At 68.5% G+C, this 15,824-nt stretch carries 11 protein-coding genes and 4 tRNA genes; 11 read left to right on the top strand and 4 right to left on the bottom strand.

Annotated features, from left to right (window positions below):
* Window positions 1–2: 2 nt before the first annotated feature.
* The 3 genes from cysE to rnr all read right to left on the bottom strand — a co-directional run bounded on the left by cysE (window position 3) and on the right by rnr (window position 4,206).
* Window positions 3–737, bottom strand: coding sequence for a serine O-acetyltransferase (gene cysE, locus QC826_RS17795; protein WP_279761799.1), 735 nt, complete (start codon window positions 735–737; stop codon window positions 3–5).
* 202 nt (window positions 738–939) lie between these two features.
* Window positions 940–1,683 (bottom strand): 23S rRNA (guanosine(2251)-2'-O)-methyltransferase RlmB, encoded by a 744-nt coding sequence (gene rlmB / locus QC826_RS17800; protein ID WP_093388640.1) that lies wholly within the window; start codon window positions 1,681–1,683, stop codon window positions 940–942.
* Window positions 1,684–4,206, bottom strand: a complete 2,523-nt coding sequence (rnr, locus tag QC826_RS17805) for a ribonuclease R (RefSeq protein WP_279761800.1) — start codon at window positions 4,204–4,206, stop codon at window positions 1,684–1,686.
* A 343-nt stretch (window positions 4,207–4,549) separates the two neighbouring features.
* On the opposite strand from rnr, the gene QC826_RS17810 reads away from it, so the two are divergent.
* The 4 genes from QC826_RS17810 to QC826_RS17825 all read left to right on the top strand — a co-directional run bounded on the left by QC826_RS17810 (window position 4,550) and on the right by QC826_RS17825 (window position 5,504).
* Window positions 4,550–4,634: transfer RNA gene (locus QC826_RS17810), tRNA-Leu, on the top strand.
* A gap of 176 nt (window positions 4,635–4,810) precedes the next feature.
* Window positions 4,811–4,895 (top strand) — tRNA-Leu (locus tag QC826_RS17815).
* Window positions 4,896–5,129: 234 nt separating this feature from the next.
* A tRNA-Leu gene (locus QC826_RS17820) sits at window positions 5,130–5,214 on the top strand.
* Window positions 5,215–5,419: 205 nt separating this feature from the next.
* A tRNA-Leu gene (locus QC826_RS17825) sits at window positions 5,420–5,504 on the top strand.
* Window positions 5,505–5,600: 96 nt separating this feature from the next.
* On the opposite strand, the gene QC826_RS17830 is transcribed toward QC826_RS17825, so the two are convergent.
* On the bottom strand, window positions 5,601–6,449 hold the full coding sequence (locus tag QC826_RS17830) for an NmrA family NAD(P)-binding protein (RefSeq protein ID WP_279761801.1): 849 nt from the start codon (window positions 6,447–6,449) through the stop codon (window positions 5,601–5,603).
* Window positions 6,450–6,542: 93 nt separating this feature from the next.
* Between QC826_RS17830 and QC826_RS17835 the strand changes: the two genes are divergently transcribed.
* From QC826_RS17835 to QC826_RS17865, 7 genes are all read left to right on the top strand, one after another.
* Complete coding sequence (locus QC826_RS17835) at window positions 6,543–7,031, top strand: helix-turn-helix domain-containing protein (RefSeq protein ID WP_313872658.1); 489 nt, start codon at window positions 6,543–6,545, stop codon at window positions 7,029–7,031.
* Window positions 7,032–7,120: 89 nt separating this feature from the next.
* Window positions 7,121–9,307, top strand: a complete 2,187-nt coding sequence (locus tag QC826_RS17840; protein ID WP_279761802.1) for an ATP-binding protein — start codon at window positions 7,121–7,123, stop codon at window positions 9,305–9,307.
* A 130-nt stretch (window positions 9,308–9,437) separates the two neighbouring features.
* Window positions 9,438–10,598, top strand: a complete 1,161-nt coding sequence (locus QC826_RS17845) for a sensor domain-containing diguanylate cyclase (RefSeq protein ID WP_279761803.1) — start codon at window positions 9,438–9,440, stop codon at window positions 10,596–10,598.
* Window positions 10,599–10,606: 8 nt separating this feature from the next.
* Window positions 10,607–10,897, top strand: a complete 291-nt coding sequence (locus tag QC826_RS31290) for a hypothetical protein (RefSeq protein WP_313872659.1) — start codon at window positions 10,607–10,609, stop codon at window positions 10,895–10,897.
* 98 nt (window positions 10,898–10,995) lie between these two features.
* Complete coding sequence (locus QC826_RS17855) at window positions 10,996–11,559, top strand: phasin family protein (protein WP_093388635.1); 564 nt, start codon at window positions 10,996–10,998, stop codon at window positions 11,557–11,559.
* A gap of 233 nt (window positions 11,560–11,792) precedes the next feature.
* Window positions 11,793–13,433, top strand: a complete 1,641-nt coding sequence (locus QC826_RS17860) for a VRR-NUC domain-containing protein (RefSeq protein ID WP_279761804.1) — start codon at window positions 11,793–11,795, stop codon at window positions 13,431–13,433.
* A gap of 4 nt (window positions 13,434–13,437) precedes the next feature.
* Window positions 13,438–15,822: an ATP-dependent DNA helicase gene (locus tag QC826_RS17865; protein WP_279761805.1), complete on the top strand. Its 2,385-nt coding sequence runs from the start codon at window positions 13,438–13,440 to the stop codon at window positions 15,820–15,822.
* Window positions 15,823–15,824 lie beyond the last annotated feature (2 nt).

Genomic DNA, 15,824 nt, shown 5'->3' on the forward strand with positions numbered 1-15,824 from the left:
CCTTAGTCGACTAGCTTGTTGAGTTGTACGGAATCAAATTTATCACATTCGGCCGTGCCTTGGCAGCTCAGGCCGGCGGCCCGCATCGCCGCCAGCATGCGCTCGATCTGCCGCTCCTGCGTGGCGGCGTGGTCGATCAGGCCGCGCAGCGCCTTCGACAGCGGGTCGTCGCCGTTCGGCGTGACGCCGTAGGCGGCGAACAGCTGGGCGCCGGTGCCGGCGTCCTTCTGCACCACGTGGGCCGGGTTGCCGACCGCCGTGGCGCCGGCCGGCACCGGCTTGAGCAGCACGGCGTTGGAGCCGACCTTGGCGAACTCGCCGACGGTGAAGCTGCCCAGCACCTGGGCGCCGGCGCCGACGATGACGCCGCGCTCCAAGGTCGGGTGGCGCTTGGCGCCGGTGTGCAGCGAGGTGCCGCCCAGGGTCACGCCCTGGTAGATGGTGCAGTCGTCGCCGACCACGGCGGTCTCGCCGATGACCACGCCGAAGCCGTGGTCGATGAAGACGCGGCGGCCGATGCTGGCGCCGGGGTGGATCTCGATGCCGGTGACGATGCGCGCCAGGTAGCTGATGAAGCGGCCGCCCCACTTCAGGCCGTGCCGCCAGCACCAGTGCGCCCAGCGGTGCATGACGATGGCCTGCAGGCCGGGATAGCAGGTCAGCACCTCCCAGGCGTTGCGGGCGGCGGGATCGCGTTCGATGATGCTCTGAATGTCTTGGCGCAGGTGGTGGAACATGGCTTGCACTGGTGGGGCGGCCGATGGCTGATGGTAGCGCATCCGGTCGGGGTTTGCTGGGAGGGGGAGCCGCTGGCCTTGCACCTGTTGCCCCGATGCCAAACCGGGGTCAGACCCCTCGGGGTCTGACCCCAGCTTCACGCCTCGGGGTGGGCTCAAGTCAGCGGCTTGCCGGCCGGGAGGCGGCGCGGCGGGAACAAGCTTAGCCTTCTTTGGCCATGCGCTGGCGGCGCGCCTCGTACAGACAGACGCCGGAGGCGACCGAGACGTTCAGGCTTTCGACCGAACCGAACATCGGGATGCTGACCAGCATGTCGCAGGTCTCGCGGGTCAGGCGGCGCATGCCCTCGCCTTCCGAACCCATGACCAGCGCGGTCGGGCCGGTGAAGTCGGCTTCGTACAGGCCCTTGTCGCCGTCGTCGGAGGTGCCGATCAGCCAGATGTCGCGGTCCTTCAGGTCGCGCAGGGTGCGCGCCAGGTTGGTCACCGTGATGTAGGGCACGGTTTCGGCGGCGCCGCTGGCGACCTTGGCGGCGGTGGCGTTGAGGCCGACCGCGCGGTCCTTCGGCACGATAACGGCGTGGGCGCCGACACCGTCGGCGACGCGCAGGCAGGCGCCCAGGTTGTGCGGATCGGTGATGCCGTCGAGCACCAGCAGCAGCGGCGGGCCGTCGATGGCGTCGAGCAGCTCGTCGAGGTTGCGCGCCAGCGCCAGTTCGGAGGCGAAGGCGATCACGCCCTGGTGGCGGCGGGTGCCGACGATCTTGTCCAGACGGGACGAGTCGACCGGCATGACGCGCACGCCCAGGCTCTTGGCGTTGGCCACCAGATCCTGCATGCGGCGGTCGCTACGGGTCGCATCGATGAAAATCTCTTCCACCGACGAGGCCTCGTGACGCAAACGCGAGGTCACCGCATGGAAACCAAAAATCATTTTATTCTTCATTTATCGCTTCTTCTTACCAGATTTTGAGGCAGGCTTGGCTGCTCGGGGTGCTACCGCGGCACCCGCCGCGGCATTCGACTTGCGGCCGCCTGCGGCCTTGGCCTTGGCCGCTGGCGCGGGCTGGGGCTGGGCGTGGGCCTGCGGCTCGCTGGTCTTGATTTCGTGGCGCGACTGCGTCTTCGGACCGGGCTTGACGTTGGTCCGGCCGCCGCCGTTGTGGTTGCGGCCGCGACCGCCGGAGACCGGCTCGTCGACTTCGGCGCCGCCCTTGCCGCGCGGACCCTTCGGTGCCGCCACCGGCACGCCGGCCAGGCGCAGGTCGATCTTGCGCATTTCCAGGTCGACACGGGTGACCTGGACGGTGACCTTGTCGGTCAGCTGGTAGCGCTGGCCGGTGCGTTCGCCGCGCAGTTCGTGGCGGGCGTCGTCGTACTGGAAGTAGTCGGCGCCCAGGTCGGTGACGTGCACCAGCGCCTCGACGAACAGACTGTCCAGCTGCACGAAGATGCCGAAGGTGGTCACGCCGGTGATGATGCCGGTGAACTCCTCGCCCAGCTTGTCCTGCATGAAGTAGCACTTGAGCCAGGCTTCGACGTCGCGCGAGGCCTCGTCGGCGCGCCGCTCGTTGGCCGAGCAGTGCACGCCGAGGGCGTCCCAGATGGTCAGGTCGGCCGACTTCTTCTCTTTGCCCTCGGCCTTGTCCTTGGCCTGCTGCTTGCGCGTGGCGTTCGAGACGTTGGTGTTGAGCACGCTGGTGGCCAGCACCTTGGGCTCGTACTTCTTGCCCAGCAGGATGGCCTTGATGGCGCGGTGGGTCAGCAGGTCGGGATAGCGGCGGATCGGGCTGGTGAAGTGGGCGTACGCCTCGTAGGCCAGGCCGAAGTGGCCGATGTTGTCCGGGCTGTAGACGGCTTGCTGCATAGAACGCAGCAGCATGGTTTGCAGCAGGCCGGCGTCCGGGCGCTCCTTGACCTTCTTCATCAGCTCGGCGTAGTCGCCCGCCGTCGGCTTGTCGCCGCCGTTCAGGTTCAGGCCGACCTGCTTGAGGAAGGTGCGCACCTGGGTCAGCTTTTCCTTGGTCGGGCTGGCGTGGATGCGGTAGGTGCCGGGATGCTTGTTGCGGATCAGCAGGTCGGCGGCGCAGACGTTGGCCGTCAGCATGCATTCCTCGATCAGGCGGTGGGCGTCGTTGCGCGTGCGCGGGATGATCTTCTCGATCTTGCCCGACGGGTTGCAGACGATGTAGGTCTCGGTGGTCTCGAAGTCGATGGCGCCGCGTTCGGTGCGCGCCTTCAGCAGGGCCTGGTAGACGTCGTACAGGTTCTGCAGGTGCGGCACGATGGCCGAGCGGCGCTTGGCCTCCGGTCCCTTGGTGTTGCCGAGGATGTCGGCCACTTCGGTGTAGGTCAGGCGCGCGGCCGAGTGGATCACGGCCGGGTAGAACTGGTAGGCCTTGATCTCGCCCTTGGCGGTGATGACGGCGTCGCACACCAGGGTCATGCGGTCGACCGCCGGGTTCAGCGAGCACAGGCCGTTGGACAGTTTTTCCGGCAGCATCGGGATGACCCGGCGCGGGAAGTAGACCGAGGTGCTGCGCTCGAGCGCGTCGGTGTCGAGCGCGTCGTTCGGTTTGACGTAGTGGCTGACGTCGGCGATGGCGACGATCAAACGGAAGGCGTTGCTGCGGCCGATCTTGACCGGCTCGCAATAGACCGCGTCGTCGAAGTCGCGCGCGTCTTCGCCGTCGATGGTGACCATCGGCACGTCGCGCAGGTCGACCCGCTCGCCCAGGTCGGACTCGCGCACCACGTCGGGCAGCTTGGCGGCCTGTTTCAGGGCGGCGTCGGAGAAGATGTGCGGCACGTTGAACTTGCGCACGGCGATCTCGATCTCCATGCCGGGGTCGTCCAGCGAGCCCAGCACTTCGGAGATCTTGCCGACCGGCTGCTTGAAGCGCATCGGCTGCTCGGTCAGCTCGACGCTGACGATCTGGCCCGACTTGGCCTTGCCGACGCCGCCGCTGATCAGGATGTCCTGGGCGATGCGCTTGTCTTCCGGCGCCACGACCCAGACCCCGTTCTCGTTCAACAGACGGCCGATGATGTGGGTGTTGGCGCGGCTGACCACCTCGACGATGGTGCCTTCCGGACGGCCGCGGCGGTCGACGCCGACCACTTTGGCCAGCACGCGGTCGCCATGCAGCACTTTCTGCATCTCTTTTTCCGGCAGGAACAGGTCGTCGCCCGGCTCGTCGGGAATGACGAAGCCGAAGCCGTCGCGGTGGCTGCTGACGCGGCCGGCCACGAAACCGGTCTGCTCGGCCAGCACGAAGTGCCCCGTGTCATCCGATTTCAGCTGGCCGTCGCGTTCCATCGCGTTGAGCCGGCGCGACAGCACGGTCTGCGCTTCGGTGCCTACTTTGAGGGACTTGGCGAGGGCGCGCAAGTCGAGCGGCGCCTTGGCGCTGCGGAAGATACCGAGAATTTCCTCCCGGCTGGGAATGGTGTGGGTAGATTGGTTCAAAAGTATTTCTATAGTTATTATTGACAGTGATCAAATGGAAGTTCCGGCCTGAAAACTGCCACCGTCAATATATTGACACGGTGATAGGCCGTAGTGTACTTGGATTCGGGGCTCTTTACCTAACGCAGCACGTCCGCCGGTGGCTTTTGAAAGAATTTCACAAAACGGCTTTGACAACGTCGGCGATTCCTCTATAATTCTGGTCTCTCGCAGCGACAACGTTGAAAAACAGCGTCAAGCGGGAAGCGTAAGACAGGGTTGATGTGCAGTAAGGAGCGAAAGCTCATCTGGCGCAAAACTCTCCAAAACGCTATAATAGCAGAAGTTGTTGAGCAGCATCAGTGCCCACGTGGCGGAATTGGTAGACGCGCATGGTTCAGGTCCATGTGCCGCAAGGTGTGGGGGTTCGAGTCCCTCCGTGGGCACCACTCTACCGAATAAGTAAAAAAGCCGCAGACTTTCACGAGTCTGCGGCTTTTTTCATTCCCACCACAGGCGGATGACGAAATCTGCACAATATTGCATTTAGCTATTGACCGGGCCGCACGGCGCCGGTATGATGCTCCTCGTTGCAAAGTTGTCGGATGATTAGACAACCCGCAGTGCCCACGTGGCGGAATTGGTAGACGCGCATGGTTCAGGTCCATGTGCCGCAAGGTGTGGGGGTTCGAGTCCCTCCGTGGGCACCACTACCGGACAAGCAGGAAAAGAAAAGCCGCAGACTTTCACGAGTCTGCGGCTTTTTTCATTGCCGCCCCGCTCCGGCCGAGACGGCCGCCGCAGGCCCGCTCGCCAACCTGGTTCGCGCATTACAGCGGATGAAGAAATCTGCACAATTTTGTATTTCCCCATTGACCAGGTGCTTGCTGGTCGGTATGATTCTCCTCGTTGCAAAGTTGTCGGAAAGAATGACAACCCGCAGTGCCCACGTGGCGGAATTGGTAGACGCGCATGGTTCAGGTCCATGTGCCGCAAGGTGTGGGGGTTCGAGTCCCTCCGTGGGCACCACTACCGGATAGCAGGAAAAGAAAAGCCGCAGACCTTCACCAGTCTGCGGCTTTTTTCATTCCCGGCCCGCAAGTTCACCCTCCTCCGCGCGGGAATGAAATTCTTTCGTAAAAGAACCATTTCACTATTGACGCTGGCACGGCCGTCCATTATGATTCTGTCCTCTGTTGCAGAACACGCAGCAGAGAGTAGCAAGCAGTTCAGTGCCCACGTGGCGGAATTGGTAGACGCGCATGGTTCAGGTCCATGTGCCGCAAGGTGTGGGGGTTCGAGTCCCTCCGTGGGCACCACTCTACCGAATACGCAAAAAAGCCGCAGACTTTCACGAGTCTGCGGCTTTTTTCATGGGCGCGCCGAAAATACGCGGCGCGCCCTGCCCCTTCAAGCTACAGCGCGGCGCGCACGGCGGCGGCCAGGGTGGTGGTCGGACGGCCGATCAACTTGCTCAAGCTGCGACTGTCGTCGAACAGCGCGCCCTGGGCGGCGGCGGCGTCCGAATCGGCGATCAGCGCCGCCATGCCGGCCGGCAAACCAACACCAAGCAAGGCCTCGCGGTAGGCCGCCTCGTCCAGATTGTTGTAGGCCACGGCCTTGCCGGCTTGCAGCGCCAGCTCGGCCGCCAATTCTGCCAGGGTGAAGGCCTGGTCGCCGGCCAACTCAAGTACTTGCGGAACCGGCGCCTCGCTCAGCAGTACGGCCACGGCCGCCGCCGCGTAGTCGGCCCGCGCCGCCGCCGCAATGCGCCCCTCGCCCGCGCCACCGAGCAACACGCCGTGTTCCAGCGCGCCGCCCAGGCCGGCGGTGTAGTTCTCCATGTACCAACCGTTGCGCAGCAAGGTGTATGGCAGGCCGGAGGCGAGCACGGCCGCCTCGGTCTCGCGGTGCTCGGCCGCCAGGCCCAGCTTGGAGGTGTCGGCGTGCAGCACGCTGGTGTAGGCCAGCAGCTTGACGCCGGCGCGGACGGCGGCGTCGATCGCGTTGCGGTGCTGCGCGACCCGCCGGCCCATCGCGTTCGACGAAATCAACAACACCTTGCTGGCGCCCTGGAAGGCGGCGTCCAGCGTGGCCGGCAGCTCGTAGTCGGCGTGGCGCACTTGCACGCCCAGCGCGGCCAGGTCGGCGGCCTTGGCGACGTCGCGCACGGCGGCGACGATCCGTGCCGCGGGAATTTTTTTGAGCAGGTCGGCGATGAGCAGTTGGCCCAGTTGGCCGCTGGCGCCGGTGATGACGATCATGGGTATCCTCTTTGTTTGGTGGGGAAAAACGTATAATAGGACCGACACTAACAAATTGTAAGTACGCACATTTTAGTAAGTATGGAGAAAGCCATGGACCACCAGCAGAACGAACAGGGCGAGCCGCCGACCCGGCAGCCGAGCGGCCTGCCGGGCAAGACGCTGCGCGCCAGCATCGCCGCCAACGCCGACATCGGCGACTTCGCCGCCCGGCTGACGGCGGCCAACTGCCCCTCGCGCGCCGTGCTCAGCCATTTGACCAGCCGCTGGGGCACGCTGATCATGGTGGTGCTGCTGGCCGACGGCAGCCAGCGCTTCAGCCAACTGCGCCGCGCCGTCGGCGGCGTCAGCGAAAAGATGCTGGCGCAGACCCTGGACGGCCTGGTCGGCGACGGCTTCGTGCTGCGCCTCGACCACCGGGCGATTCCGCCCCACGTCGAGTACCGTCTGACGGCGCTGGGCCGCGAGGCGGCCGAACGGCTGGCCGCGCTGGTCGACTGGATCGAGCAGAGCTACCCGCGCATCGCGGCGGCGCGGCAACAAGCGGACTCCGCGGGCGGGAAACAGACAGCGGCCGCCTAATTTGCGCGCCGCCGGGGCGAAGGGTGGACCGGCCGGGGCGATCTTGTACTACACTGGCTTGAACTTCTGTTTCGGAAACTTTTACCGATATGACGCCGCCTTTCCGCCCGCCGCACACCATCCTGATCGCCACCAGCTCGGCCTACGACCTGGCCGCCCTGCAGCAGTTGCTTTCCCGTTACAGTTTCCAGGTGCAGGCCGTCAGCAAGGGCGACAACGCGCTGCAGGCGGTGGCGGCCGGCGGCATCGCCCTGGTGCTGCTCGACGTGGCGCTGGCCGGCAGCGCCGGTTTCGAACTGTGCCGGCGCCTGGCGGCGGCCAGCGTGGGCGCGCTGCCGGTCTTCCTGTTGTCGGCCGCGCCCAGCGACGAGGAAGGCGAACGCGCGCTGGCGGCCGGCGCCAGCGCCTACGTCGCCCTGCCGCTGCGCCCGGCCGAGCTGGCCCGCCGCGTGCTGCACCAGCTCGGCGTGCTGGCCGACACCCCGCCGCCGCCCGATCCGCGCCTGGCCGAACTGGTGGTGAACTACCACGCCATGCTGGCCAGCTCGCCCGACATCGTGCTGCTGTTCGACCTGGAGCAGAACCGCCTGATCGACCTCAACCGCAACGCCTGCCGCCTGTTCGGCCGCGACGAAACCGAGCTGCTGCAGTGCAACCTGCTCGACCTGTGCCCGCAGGTGCAGCCGGACGGGCGCGGCTCGGCGGCGGCGCTGGCGGCCCAGGTGGCGCAGGTGCAGGCCGGCGACATCCGCATGTTCGAGATCAGTTTCCAGCACAGCAGCGGCCGCCAACTCGACTGCGAGATGCGCATGGTGGCGCTGGACAAGGCCGAGCGCCAACTGATGCACGTGCGCATCATCGACATCTCCAGCCGCAAGCGCGCCGAGGCGCTGCGCCTGGGCCAGAACGCGCTGCTCGAAATGATCGCCCGCGGCGCGCCGCTGGCGGCCACCCTCGACCAGCTGATCCGCTTGATCGAGGCCCAGTCGGACGGCGTGCTGTGCTCGGTGCTGCTGCTCGACGAGGACGGCGTGGCCATGCGCGCCGGCGCCGGCGCCAGCCTGCCGCCGGCCTATCTGCACGCCTTCGAGGGCCTGGCGATCGGCCCGACGGTGGGCTCCTGCGGCACGGCCATGTACCACAAACACACCGTGGTGGTGGCCGACATCGAGCACGACCCGCTGTGGGCGCCCTACGCCGCCGTGGCCGCCCCCCACGGTCTGCGCGCCTGCTGGTCGACGCCGATCATGTTCGAGCGGGACCGGGTGCTCGGCTCCTTCGCCATGTACTACCGCGAGGTGCGCAGCCCGAACGCCGAGGAGCGCCGCCTGATCCACGCCGCCAGCCACCTGGCCGGCATCGCCATCGCCGGCACGCGGCGCGAGCAGGAGCTGCTGCGCCACCGCGAGCACCTGGAGGAGTTGGTGGCGGCGCGCACCGCCGAGCTGCGCCAGGCCAAGGACGAGGCCGAGCGCGCCAACGCCGAGCTGAGCGCGGCGCTGGCCAAGCTGGGCAGCACGCGCGACGAGCTGGTGCGGCGCGGCAAGCTGGCCGCGCTGGGCACCCTGGTGGCCGGTGTCGCGCACGAGCTCAACACGCCGATCGGCAACAGCCTGATGATGGCCACCACCATCAGCGAGCGCACCCGCGTGCTGCGCGCCGGCCTGGCCGGCGGCCTGCGCCGCTCGGCGCTGGAGAGCTATCTGGCCCAGGCCGGCGAGGCCGACGAGGTGGTGGTGCGCAACCTGCGCCGCGCCGCCGAGCTGGTGGCCAGCTTCAAGCGCATCGCCGTCGACTCGGCCGGCTCGCAGCGCCGCCGCTTCCACCTCGACCAGCTGCTGCCCGAGCTGCTGCAGGAGCTCAGGGCGGCCCATCCGGGCGCGCCGCGGCTGGAGCTCGACATCGAGGACGGCCTGGAGCTCGACAGCTATCCCGGCCCGCTCGAGCAGGCCGTCGGCAACCTGTACGAGAACAGCCTGCTGCACGGCCTGGCCGGGCGCGCCGACGGCCTGATCACGCTGCGCGCGCGCGCCGGGGCCGACGGCGAGATCGCCCTGTCGCTGGCCGACAACGGCGCCGGCATCGCCGCCGAGCACCTGGCGCGCATCTACGACCCCTTCTTCACCACCCGGCTCGGCTCGGGCGGCTCGGGCCTGGGCCTGTATATCACCCACAACATCGTCACCGGCGTGCTGGGCGGGCGCATCGAGGTCGACAGCGCGCCCGGCCGGGGCAGCTGCTTCACCCTGCGCCTGCCGGCCAGCGCGCCGCGCTGAGGCGGCTATTTCCCCCTGGCCGCGTGGTCCGGCGCGGCCGTATAATCATCGACAATATGTCGGCGACAAGCTGGCGTCGACAAGTTGGCGTCGACAACCCGGCCGCGCCGCCGCGCAAGGAGCCCGCTTCGTGAGCCCGTCCCCCGCCCGCCCCGAGTCCTGGCAACTGGCGCCGCTGAGCGCCGAGTTCCGCCACGCCGCCACCGAGCGCGACTTCCTGGCCCACCAGCTGGCCATGACCCAGGGCCAGTTGCGCATCGCCCTGCTGTTCTGCTCGGTCTTCTACCTCGGCTTCGCCGTCACCGACCTGGCGCGGCACGGCGCCGGCGAGCACACCGGCGTCCTGCTGGCGGCGCGCGCGGCGGTGGTGCTGTGCGCGCTCGGCTGCCTGTGGCTGCTGCGCCGCCACCCCGGCTCGATCCGCGTCAGCCGGCTCGCCGCCAGCGCCGCCACCAGCGCCGGCAGCGCCGGCTTCCTGCTGATCGCCGCGCTGCGGCCGGACGAGTTCCTGCTGCACGCCATCAGCATGAGCATCCTCGTCGTGGTGCTCTACATCTACATCCCGAACCGCCTGCTGTACGCCCTGGCGGTGGCGCTGGCGGCCACGCTGGGCTTCGTCGCGCTGGCCTGGCTGCGCGCGCCGCTGCGCGGCGCCGAACTGGGCACCATGGCCACCCTGCTGTTGCTGGCCAACGTGTTCTGCTACGTCGCCGCGCGCCGCTACCAGCGCCTGTGGCGCGACGAGTACAGCGCCCGCTGCGTGCTGCGCGACCAGTCGATGCGCGACCACCTGACCGGCTGCTACAACCGCCGCCACCTGCACGAGCAACTGCTGGAGAACGAGCTGGCGCGGGCCCAGCGCTACAAGCTGAGCCTGACGGTGGTGATGTGCGACCTCGACCATTTCAAGGCGGTCAACGACCAGCACGGCCACCACGGCGGCGACGCCGTGCTGGTCAAGTTCGCCGAACTGCTGCGCGCCATGACGCGCGAGGGCGTCGACGGCGTGGTGCGCTACGGCGGCGAGGAGTTCCTGCTGGTGCTGCCGGAAACCGACCTGCGCGGCGGCGTGCTGCTGGCCGAGCGCCTACGCGCCACGCTGGCGGCCAGCGCCATCCCGCACCAGCTGGCGCTGATCCGCGTCACCGCCAGCTTCGGCGTGGCCAGCGCCGACTTCGCCAGCTCGGCCAACCCGGCGGCCCACCACGGCATCATCGCCAGCGCCGACAATTTGCTGTACGCTGCCAAAAAGGCGGGCCGCAACCAGGTCCGCGCCCTGCAACTGCCGTGAGGACCCGCATGCCCGACCTTCGACCGCCACGCCACGCCGCCGCCCTCCCCGCCGCCGCCGCGCCCCCGGCCGCCACCGCTGCCAGCGGCGCCGGCCGGCGCGCCGCCCGCCTGGCCGCCGCGCTGGGCCTGGGCTTGTACTGCGCCAGCCTGCTGGCCGGCCCGGCGCCCTGGTACATTTGGCGCAGCAAGGTGGACGGCGCGCGCGTCTGCCACCAGACCCCGCTCGGCCCCGGCTGGGAGGTCGTTGCCGGCCCCTACCGAGATAGCCATTGCGAAAAGCCATCACTTGCTAAATAATGGGGCCACGACAACAGGGACCAGCCCGCCGAATTCGCCGCACTCTTGCAACGACTTGAAGGAAGTACTAGTTCATCCCATCACCACGAGGAGATTCTATGTTCACCAATCCCGAACAGTTTGCCAATGCCACCAAAGCCTTATTCGAATTTCAACTGGAAACATTTAACACCCTGACCAGCAAGGCCGTGCAGGGCGTGGAACAGGTGGTGGCGCTGAACATGGCCACCGCCAAGTCGAACGTCGAGGGCGGCCTGGCCGCCGGCAAGGAGATCAGCCAGGCGTCCGATCCGAAGGCGGCGCTGGCCGTCGCCCAGGCCCAGGCCAAACCGGGCATGGCCAACGCAGCCGCCTACAACCAGCAACTGGGCACCATCATCGCCGACATCCGCGAGGAGTTCACCCGCGCCGCCGACGCCCACATCGCCGAGGCCAAGAGCAATCTGAGCGCGCTGATCTACGACGTCACCAAGAACGTGCGTCCCGGTTCGGAAAACGCCGTGCAGATCGTCAAATCGGCCATCGACAACGCCTTCAACGGCTACGAGCAGGTGACCAAGGCCACCAAGCAGGCCGTCGAGGCGGTCGAGGCGCAGATCGCCAAAGCCGCCGCGCTGGTCGACCAGGCGCCGGAAAAAGCCGCCAAGGCCGCCAAGAAGTAGGTATTGCACGGGTTTGCCGGCGTCCCGGCGCCTTGATTGCCCCCTACACCGTAAAACCCTTTCCTGCGGGCCGCTCCTTGGCGGCCCGTTTTCATTGCGGCGCCCGCCGGCGCGCGCCCCGTCTGGACGATGCGCGCAAATTCGCTGGGCAAGCGGGGGCGGACGCGATACACTGTACATAAACCCAGTCCAATATTTCCCGCCGTCCTCCCCTGCCCCCTTTCTCCGCCGCAATGATCAACGTTCTGGACAACCCGCTGTACTACCTGGACAACTTCCACCAGGTGTTGGACTGGATCGCCGGCCGCTATAGCGACCTGCTGACCGAGCAGGAAAGCGGCTTCATCCGCGACTTCGCCGGCCTGCCGCAGCCCTCGCGCGCGCTGTTCGTGCGCATGGTGATGCGCAAGGGCGAGCTGTTCCGCGCCAGCAAGCTGGTCTACGCCGAGATCGGCGCCGCCGAGGACGCCGCGCGGCCGCTGGCGGCGCTCGGCCTGGTCGAAGCGGACCCCTTGCTGACGCTGGAGCAGCTGTTCGAGCTGCTGCAAAAGCCGGAGATCGCCGCCGCCTTCCAACTGGCGCCGGCCGAGGCCAAGCTGCGCAAGCCCGAGCAGCTGGCCCTGCTGGCCGGCCGCCACGACGGCGCGCGCCGCTTCTCGGCCTGGCATCCGGCCGCCGGCGAGCAGGCCTACCGCATCGCCGCGCAGGCCTTGTGCGACCGCCTGCGCCTGATCTTCTTCGGCAACGCCCACCAGGACTGGACCGAGTTCGTGCTGTCCGACCTGGGCATCTACCAATACGAAAAGGTCGAGTTCGCGCCGGCCGCGCGCGGCTTCCGCAGCCGCGCCGACATCGACGACTACCTGCGCCTGCAGCACTGCCAGGAGCGCTTCGCCAACGGCGAGCCGCTCGACGAGGTGCTCGCCGGCCTGCCGCCGCCGGCCGTCGACAACGAATGGCTGCGCAGCCGGCGCGACAAGCTGCTGTTCCAGTTCGCCCAGCAGCTCGAAAAGCAGCAGGACTGGTGCGCCGCCCACGCCCTGTACGCCGGCTGCGGCTACCCCGGCGCGCGGGCGCGCGCCATCCGCGTGCTGGAGAAGGACGGCCGCAGCGCCGCCGCCTTCACGCTGCTGCAGGCGGCCCAGCGCGAGCCCGAGAGCGAGGCCGAGCGCCAGCAGCTGCTGCGCATCGCGCCGCGCCTGGCGCGCAAGCTGGGCCAGGCGCGGCCGGCGCCGGCCGCGCCGGCGCCGGTGCACAAGCTCGAGCTGAGCCTGCCGGCGCCGAGCCAGCCCGCGTATGTCGAGTTCGTCGTGCGCGACCACCTGAGCAGCGCGGACGCGCCGGTGTTCTATGTCGAGAACGCGCTGATCAATTCGCTGTTCGGCCTGCTCTGCTGGGACGCCATCTTCTGCGCCATCCCCGGCGCCTTCTTCCACCCCTTCCATCGCGGCCCGGCCGACCTGCACAGCGCCGACTTCCAGCGCCGCCGCGCGCCGCAGTTCGCCGCCTGCCTGGCCCAGCTCGACGGCGACGGCTGGCGCGACACGGTGCGCGCCAACTACGCGCGCAAGGCCGGCATCCAGTCGCCCTTCCTGTACTGGGAGGCGCTCGAACCGGAGCTGCTCGACCTGGCGCTGGCCTGCATCCCGCCGCGGCACCTGCGCCTGGCCTTCGAGCGCATCCTGCAGGACGTCAAGGCCAACCGCAGCGGCTTCCCCGACCTGATCCAGTTCTGGCCCGAGGAAAAGCGCTACAGCATGATCGAGGTGAAAGGACCGGGCGACCGCCTGCAGGACAACCAGCTGCGCTGGATCGCCTACTGCGCCGAGCACCAGATGCCGGTGTCGGTCTGCTACCTGCAGTGGAGCGCCTGAGACGATGCGGGCGGACCTGAGCGCGGCCGGGCCGGCGCTAGCCACAGCCGCGCCGGCGGACGCGGCGCGAACCGGCGCCAGCGCTCCCGGCTACACCGTCGCCGTGCGCGCGCTGTGCGAGTTCACCGCCAAGGCCGGCGACCTGGACCTGCGCTTCACCCCCTCGCCCACGGCGCAGGAGGGCATCGCCGGCCACGGCGTGGTGACGGCGCGGCGCGGCCCGCACTACCAGAGCGAAATCGGCCTGAGCGGCGACTACGGCCCGCTGCGCGTGCGCGGCCGCGCCGACGGCTACGACCCGCAACTGGGCCAACTGGAGGAGATCAAGACCTATCGCGGCGACCTGGCGCGCATGCCGGACAACCACCGCCGGCTGCACTGGGCGCAGCTGAAGATCTACGGCCACCTGCTGTGCCGCCAGCTGGGACTGGCCCGCCTGCGCCTGGCGCTGGTCTATTTCGACATCGGCAGCCAGCAGGAGACCGTGCTGCACGAGGAGCACGACGCCGCCGAACTGCAAACCTACTTCGAGCAGCAGTGCGCCCTGTTCCTGCGCTGGGCCGAGCAGGAGATGGCGCAGCGCGCGGCGCGCGACGCGGCGCTGAGCGCCCTGTCCTTCCCGCACGCCGGGTTCCGCGCCGGCCAGCGCCAGCTGGCCGAGGCCATGTACAAGGCCAGCGCGCGCGGCTGCTGCCTGTTGGCGCAGGCGCCCACCGGCATCGGCAAGACCGTCGGCAGCCTGTTCCCGCTGCTCAAGGCCAGCGCCGCGCACAAGCTCGACAAGGTGTTCTTCCTCGCCGCCAAAACCTCCGGCCGGCAGATGGCGCTGGACGCGCTGTCCATCATCGCTCGCGCCGCGACGGCGGCGGCGCCGGCAGCGACAATGGCAGCGCCGGCACTGCCGCTGCGCGTGCTCGAACTGGTGGCGCGCAGCAGCGCCTGCGAGCATCCCGAGCTGGCCTGCCACGGCGACTCCTGTCCGTTGGCGCGCGGCTTCTACGACCGCCTGCCGGCCGCGCGCGCCGCCGCGCTGCGGGCCGGCACGCTGGACCAGGCCACGCTGCGCACGGTGGCGCTGGCGCACCAGGTCTGCCCCTACTACCTGTGCAGCGAAATGGCGCGCTGGTGCGACGTCGTCGTCGGCGACTACAACTACTACTTCGACAGCGGCGCCATGCTGCACAGCCTGACCCTGCTCAACGACTGGAAGGTGGCCGTGCTGGTCGACGAGGCGCACAACATGGTGGCGCGCGCCCGCAAGATGTATTCGGCGGAACTGGAGCACGCCGCCCTGCGCCTGCTGCGCAAGAGCGCGCCGGAAGCGCTGAAAAAGCCGCTCGAGCGCGTGCAGCGCGCCTGGAACGCGCTGGAAAAGGAGCAGACGGCCGACTACCAGCCCTACGCCGAGCTGCCGGAAAAGTTCATGGCGGCGCTGCAGAACGCCGCCAACGCCATCGCCGCCCACCAGGCCGAGCATCCGGCCCAGTCCGACCCGGCGCTGCTGGAGTTCTACTTCGCCGCGCTGCAGTTCAACCGCCTGGCCGACAGTTTCGGCCAGCACTCGCTGTTCGACATCAGCAAGCGCGGCGGCACGGCCAGCCGGCCCGACTCGCTGCTGTGCATCCGCAACATCGTGCCGGCGCCCTTCCTGCGGCCGCGCTTCGAGGCCAGCCACACGACGGCGCTGTTCTCGGCCACGCTCAGCCCGTGGAACTACTTTTGCGACACGCTCGGCATGCCGGCCGACACCGCCTGGGTCGACGTCGAATCGCCCTTCGTCGCCGAGCAGTTGGCGGTGCGCGTGGCCGGCCACATCTCGACCCGCTACCAGCACCGCGCCACCTCGCTGGCGCCGATCGCCGCGCTGATCGGCGCGCAGTACGCCCGCCAGCCGGGCAACTACCTGGCCTTCTTCAGCAGCTTCGACTACATGGAGCAGGCCGCCGAACAATTCGCCCAACGCCACCCGCAGGTGCCGCAGTGGCGCCAGCAGCGCCGCATGGACGAGGCGGCGCGCGCCGCCTTCCTGGCCCGCTTTGCGCACGACAGCGCCGGTGTCGGCTTCGCCGTGCTGGGCGGCTCCTTCGGCGAGGGCATCGACCTGCCCGGCGCGCGCCTGATCGGCGCCTTCATCGCCACCCTCGGCCTGCCGCAGCTGAACCCGGTCAACGAGCAGATCCGCCAGCGCATGGACGCCATCTTCGGCGCCGGCTACGACTACGCCTATCTGTTCCCCGGCATGCAAAAGGTGGTGCAGGCCGCCGGCCGGGTGATCCGCACGCAGACCGACCGGGGCACCGTCTACCTGATCGACGACCGCTTCGGCCGACCGGAGATCGCCCGCCTGCTGCCGGCCTGGTGGCACGTCGAACAGGCCGAACGCGGCTAGTG

Origin of the sequence: Rugamonas sp. DEMB1 (assembly GCF_029834475.1) — a bacterium.
GTDB lineage: Bacteria > Pseudomonadota > Gammaproteobacteria > Burkholderiales > Burkholderiaceae_D > Rugamonas > Rugamonas rubra.

Coding starts and splice junctions, on each gene's coding strand:
- cysE (WP_279761799.1), bottom strand. CDS start 737: ATGTTCCACCACCTGCGCCAAGACATTCAGAGCATCATCGAACGCGAT.
- rlmB (WP_093388640.1), bottom strand. CDS start 1,683: ATGAAGAATAAAATGATTTTTGGTTTCCATGCGGTGACCTCGCGTTTG.
- QC826_RS17830 (WP_279761801.1), bottom strand. CDS start 6,449: ATGATCGTCATCACCGGCGCCAGCGGCCAACTGGGCCAACTGCTCATC.
- QC826_RS17835 (WP_313872658.1), top strand. CDS start 6,543: ATGGACCACCAGCAGAACGAACAGGGCGAGCCGCCGACCCGGCAGCCG.
- QC826_RS17840 (WP_279761802.1), top strand. CDS start 7,121: ATGACGCCGCCTTTCCGCCCGCCGCACACCATCCTGATCGCCACCAGC.
- QC826_RS31290 (WP_313872659.1), top strand. CDS start 10,607: ATGCCCGACCTTCGACCGCCACGCCACGCCGCCGCCCTCCCCGCCGCC.
- QC826_RS17855 (WP_093388635.1), top strand. CDS start 10,996: ATGTTCACCAATCCCGAACAGTTTGCCAATGCCACCAAAGCCTTATTC.
- QC826_RS17860 (WP_279761804.1), top strand. CDS start 11,793: ATGATCAACGTTCTGGACAACCCGCTGTACTACCTGGACAACTTCCAC.
- QC826_RS17865 (WP_279761805.1), top strand. CDS start 13,438: ATGCGGGCGGACCTGAGCGCGGCCGGGCCGGCGCTAGCCACAGCCGCG.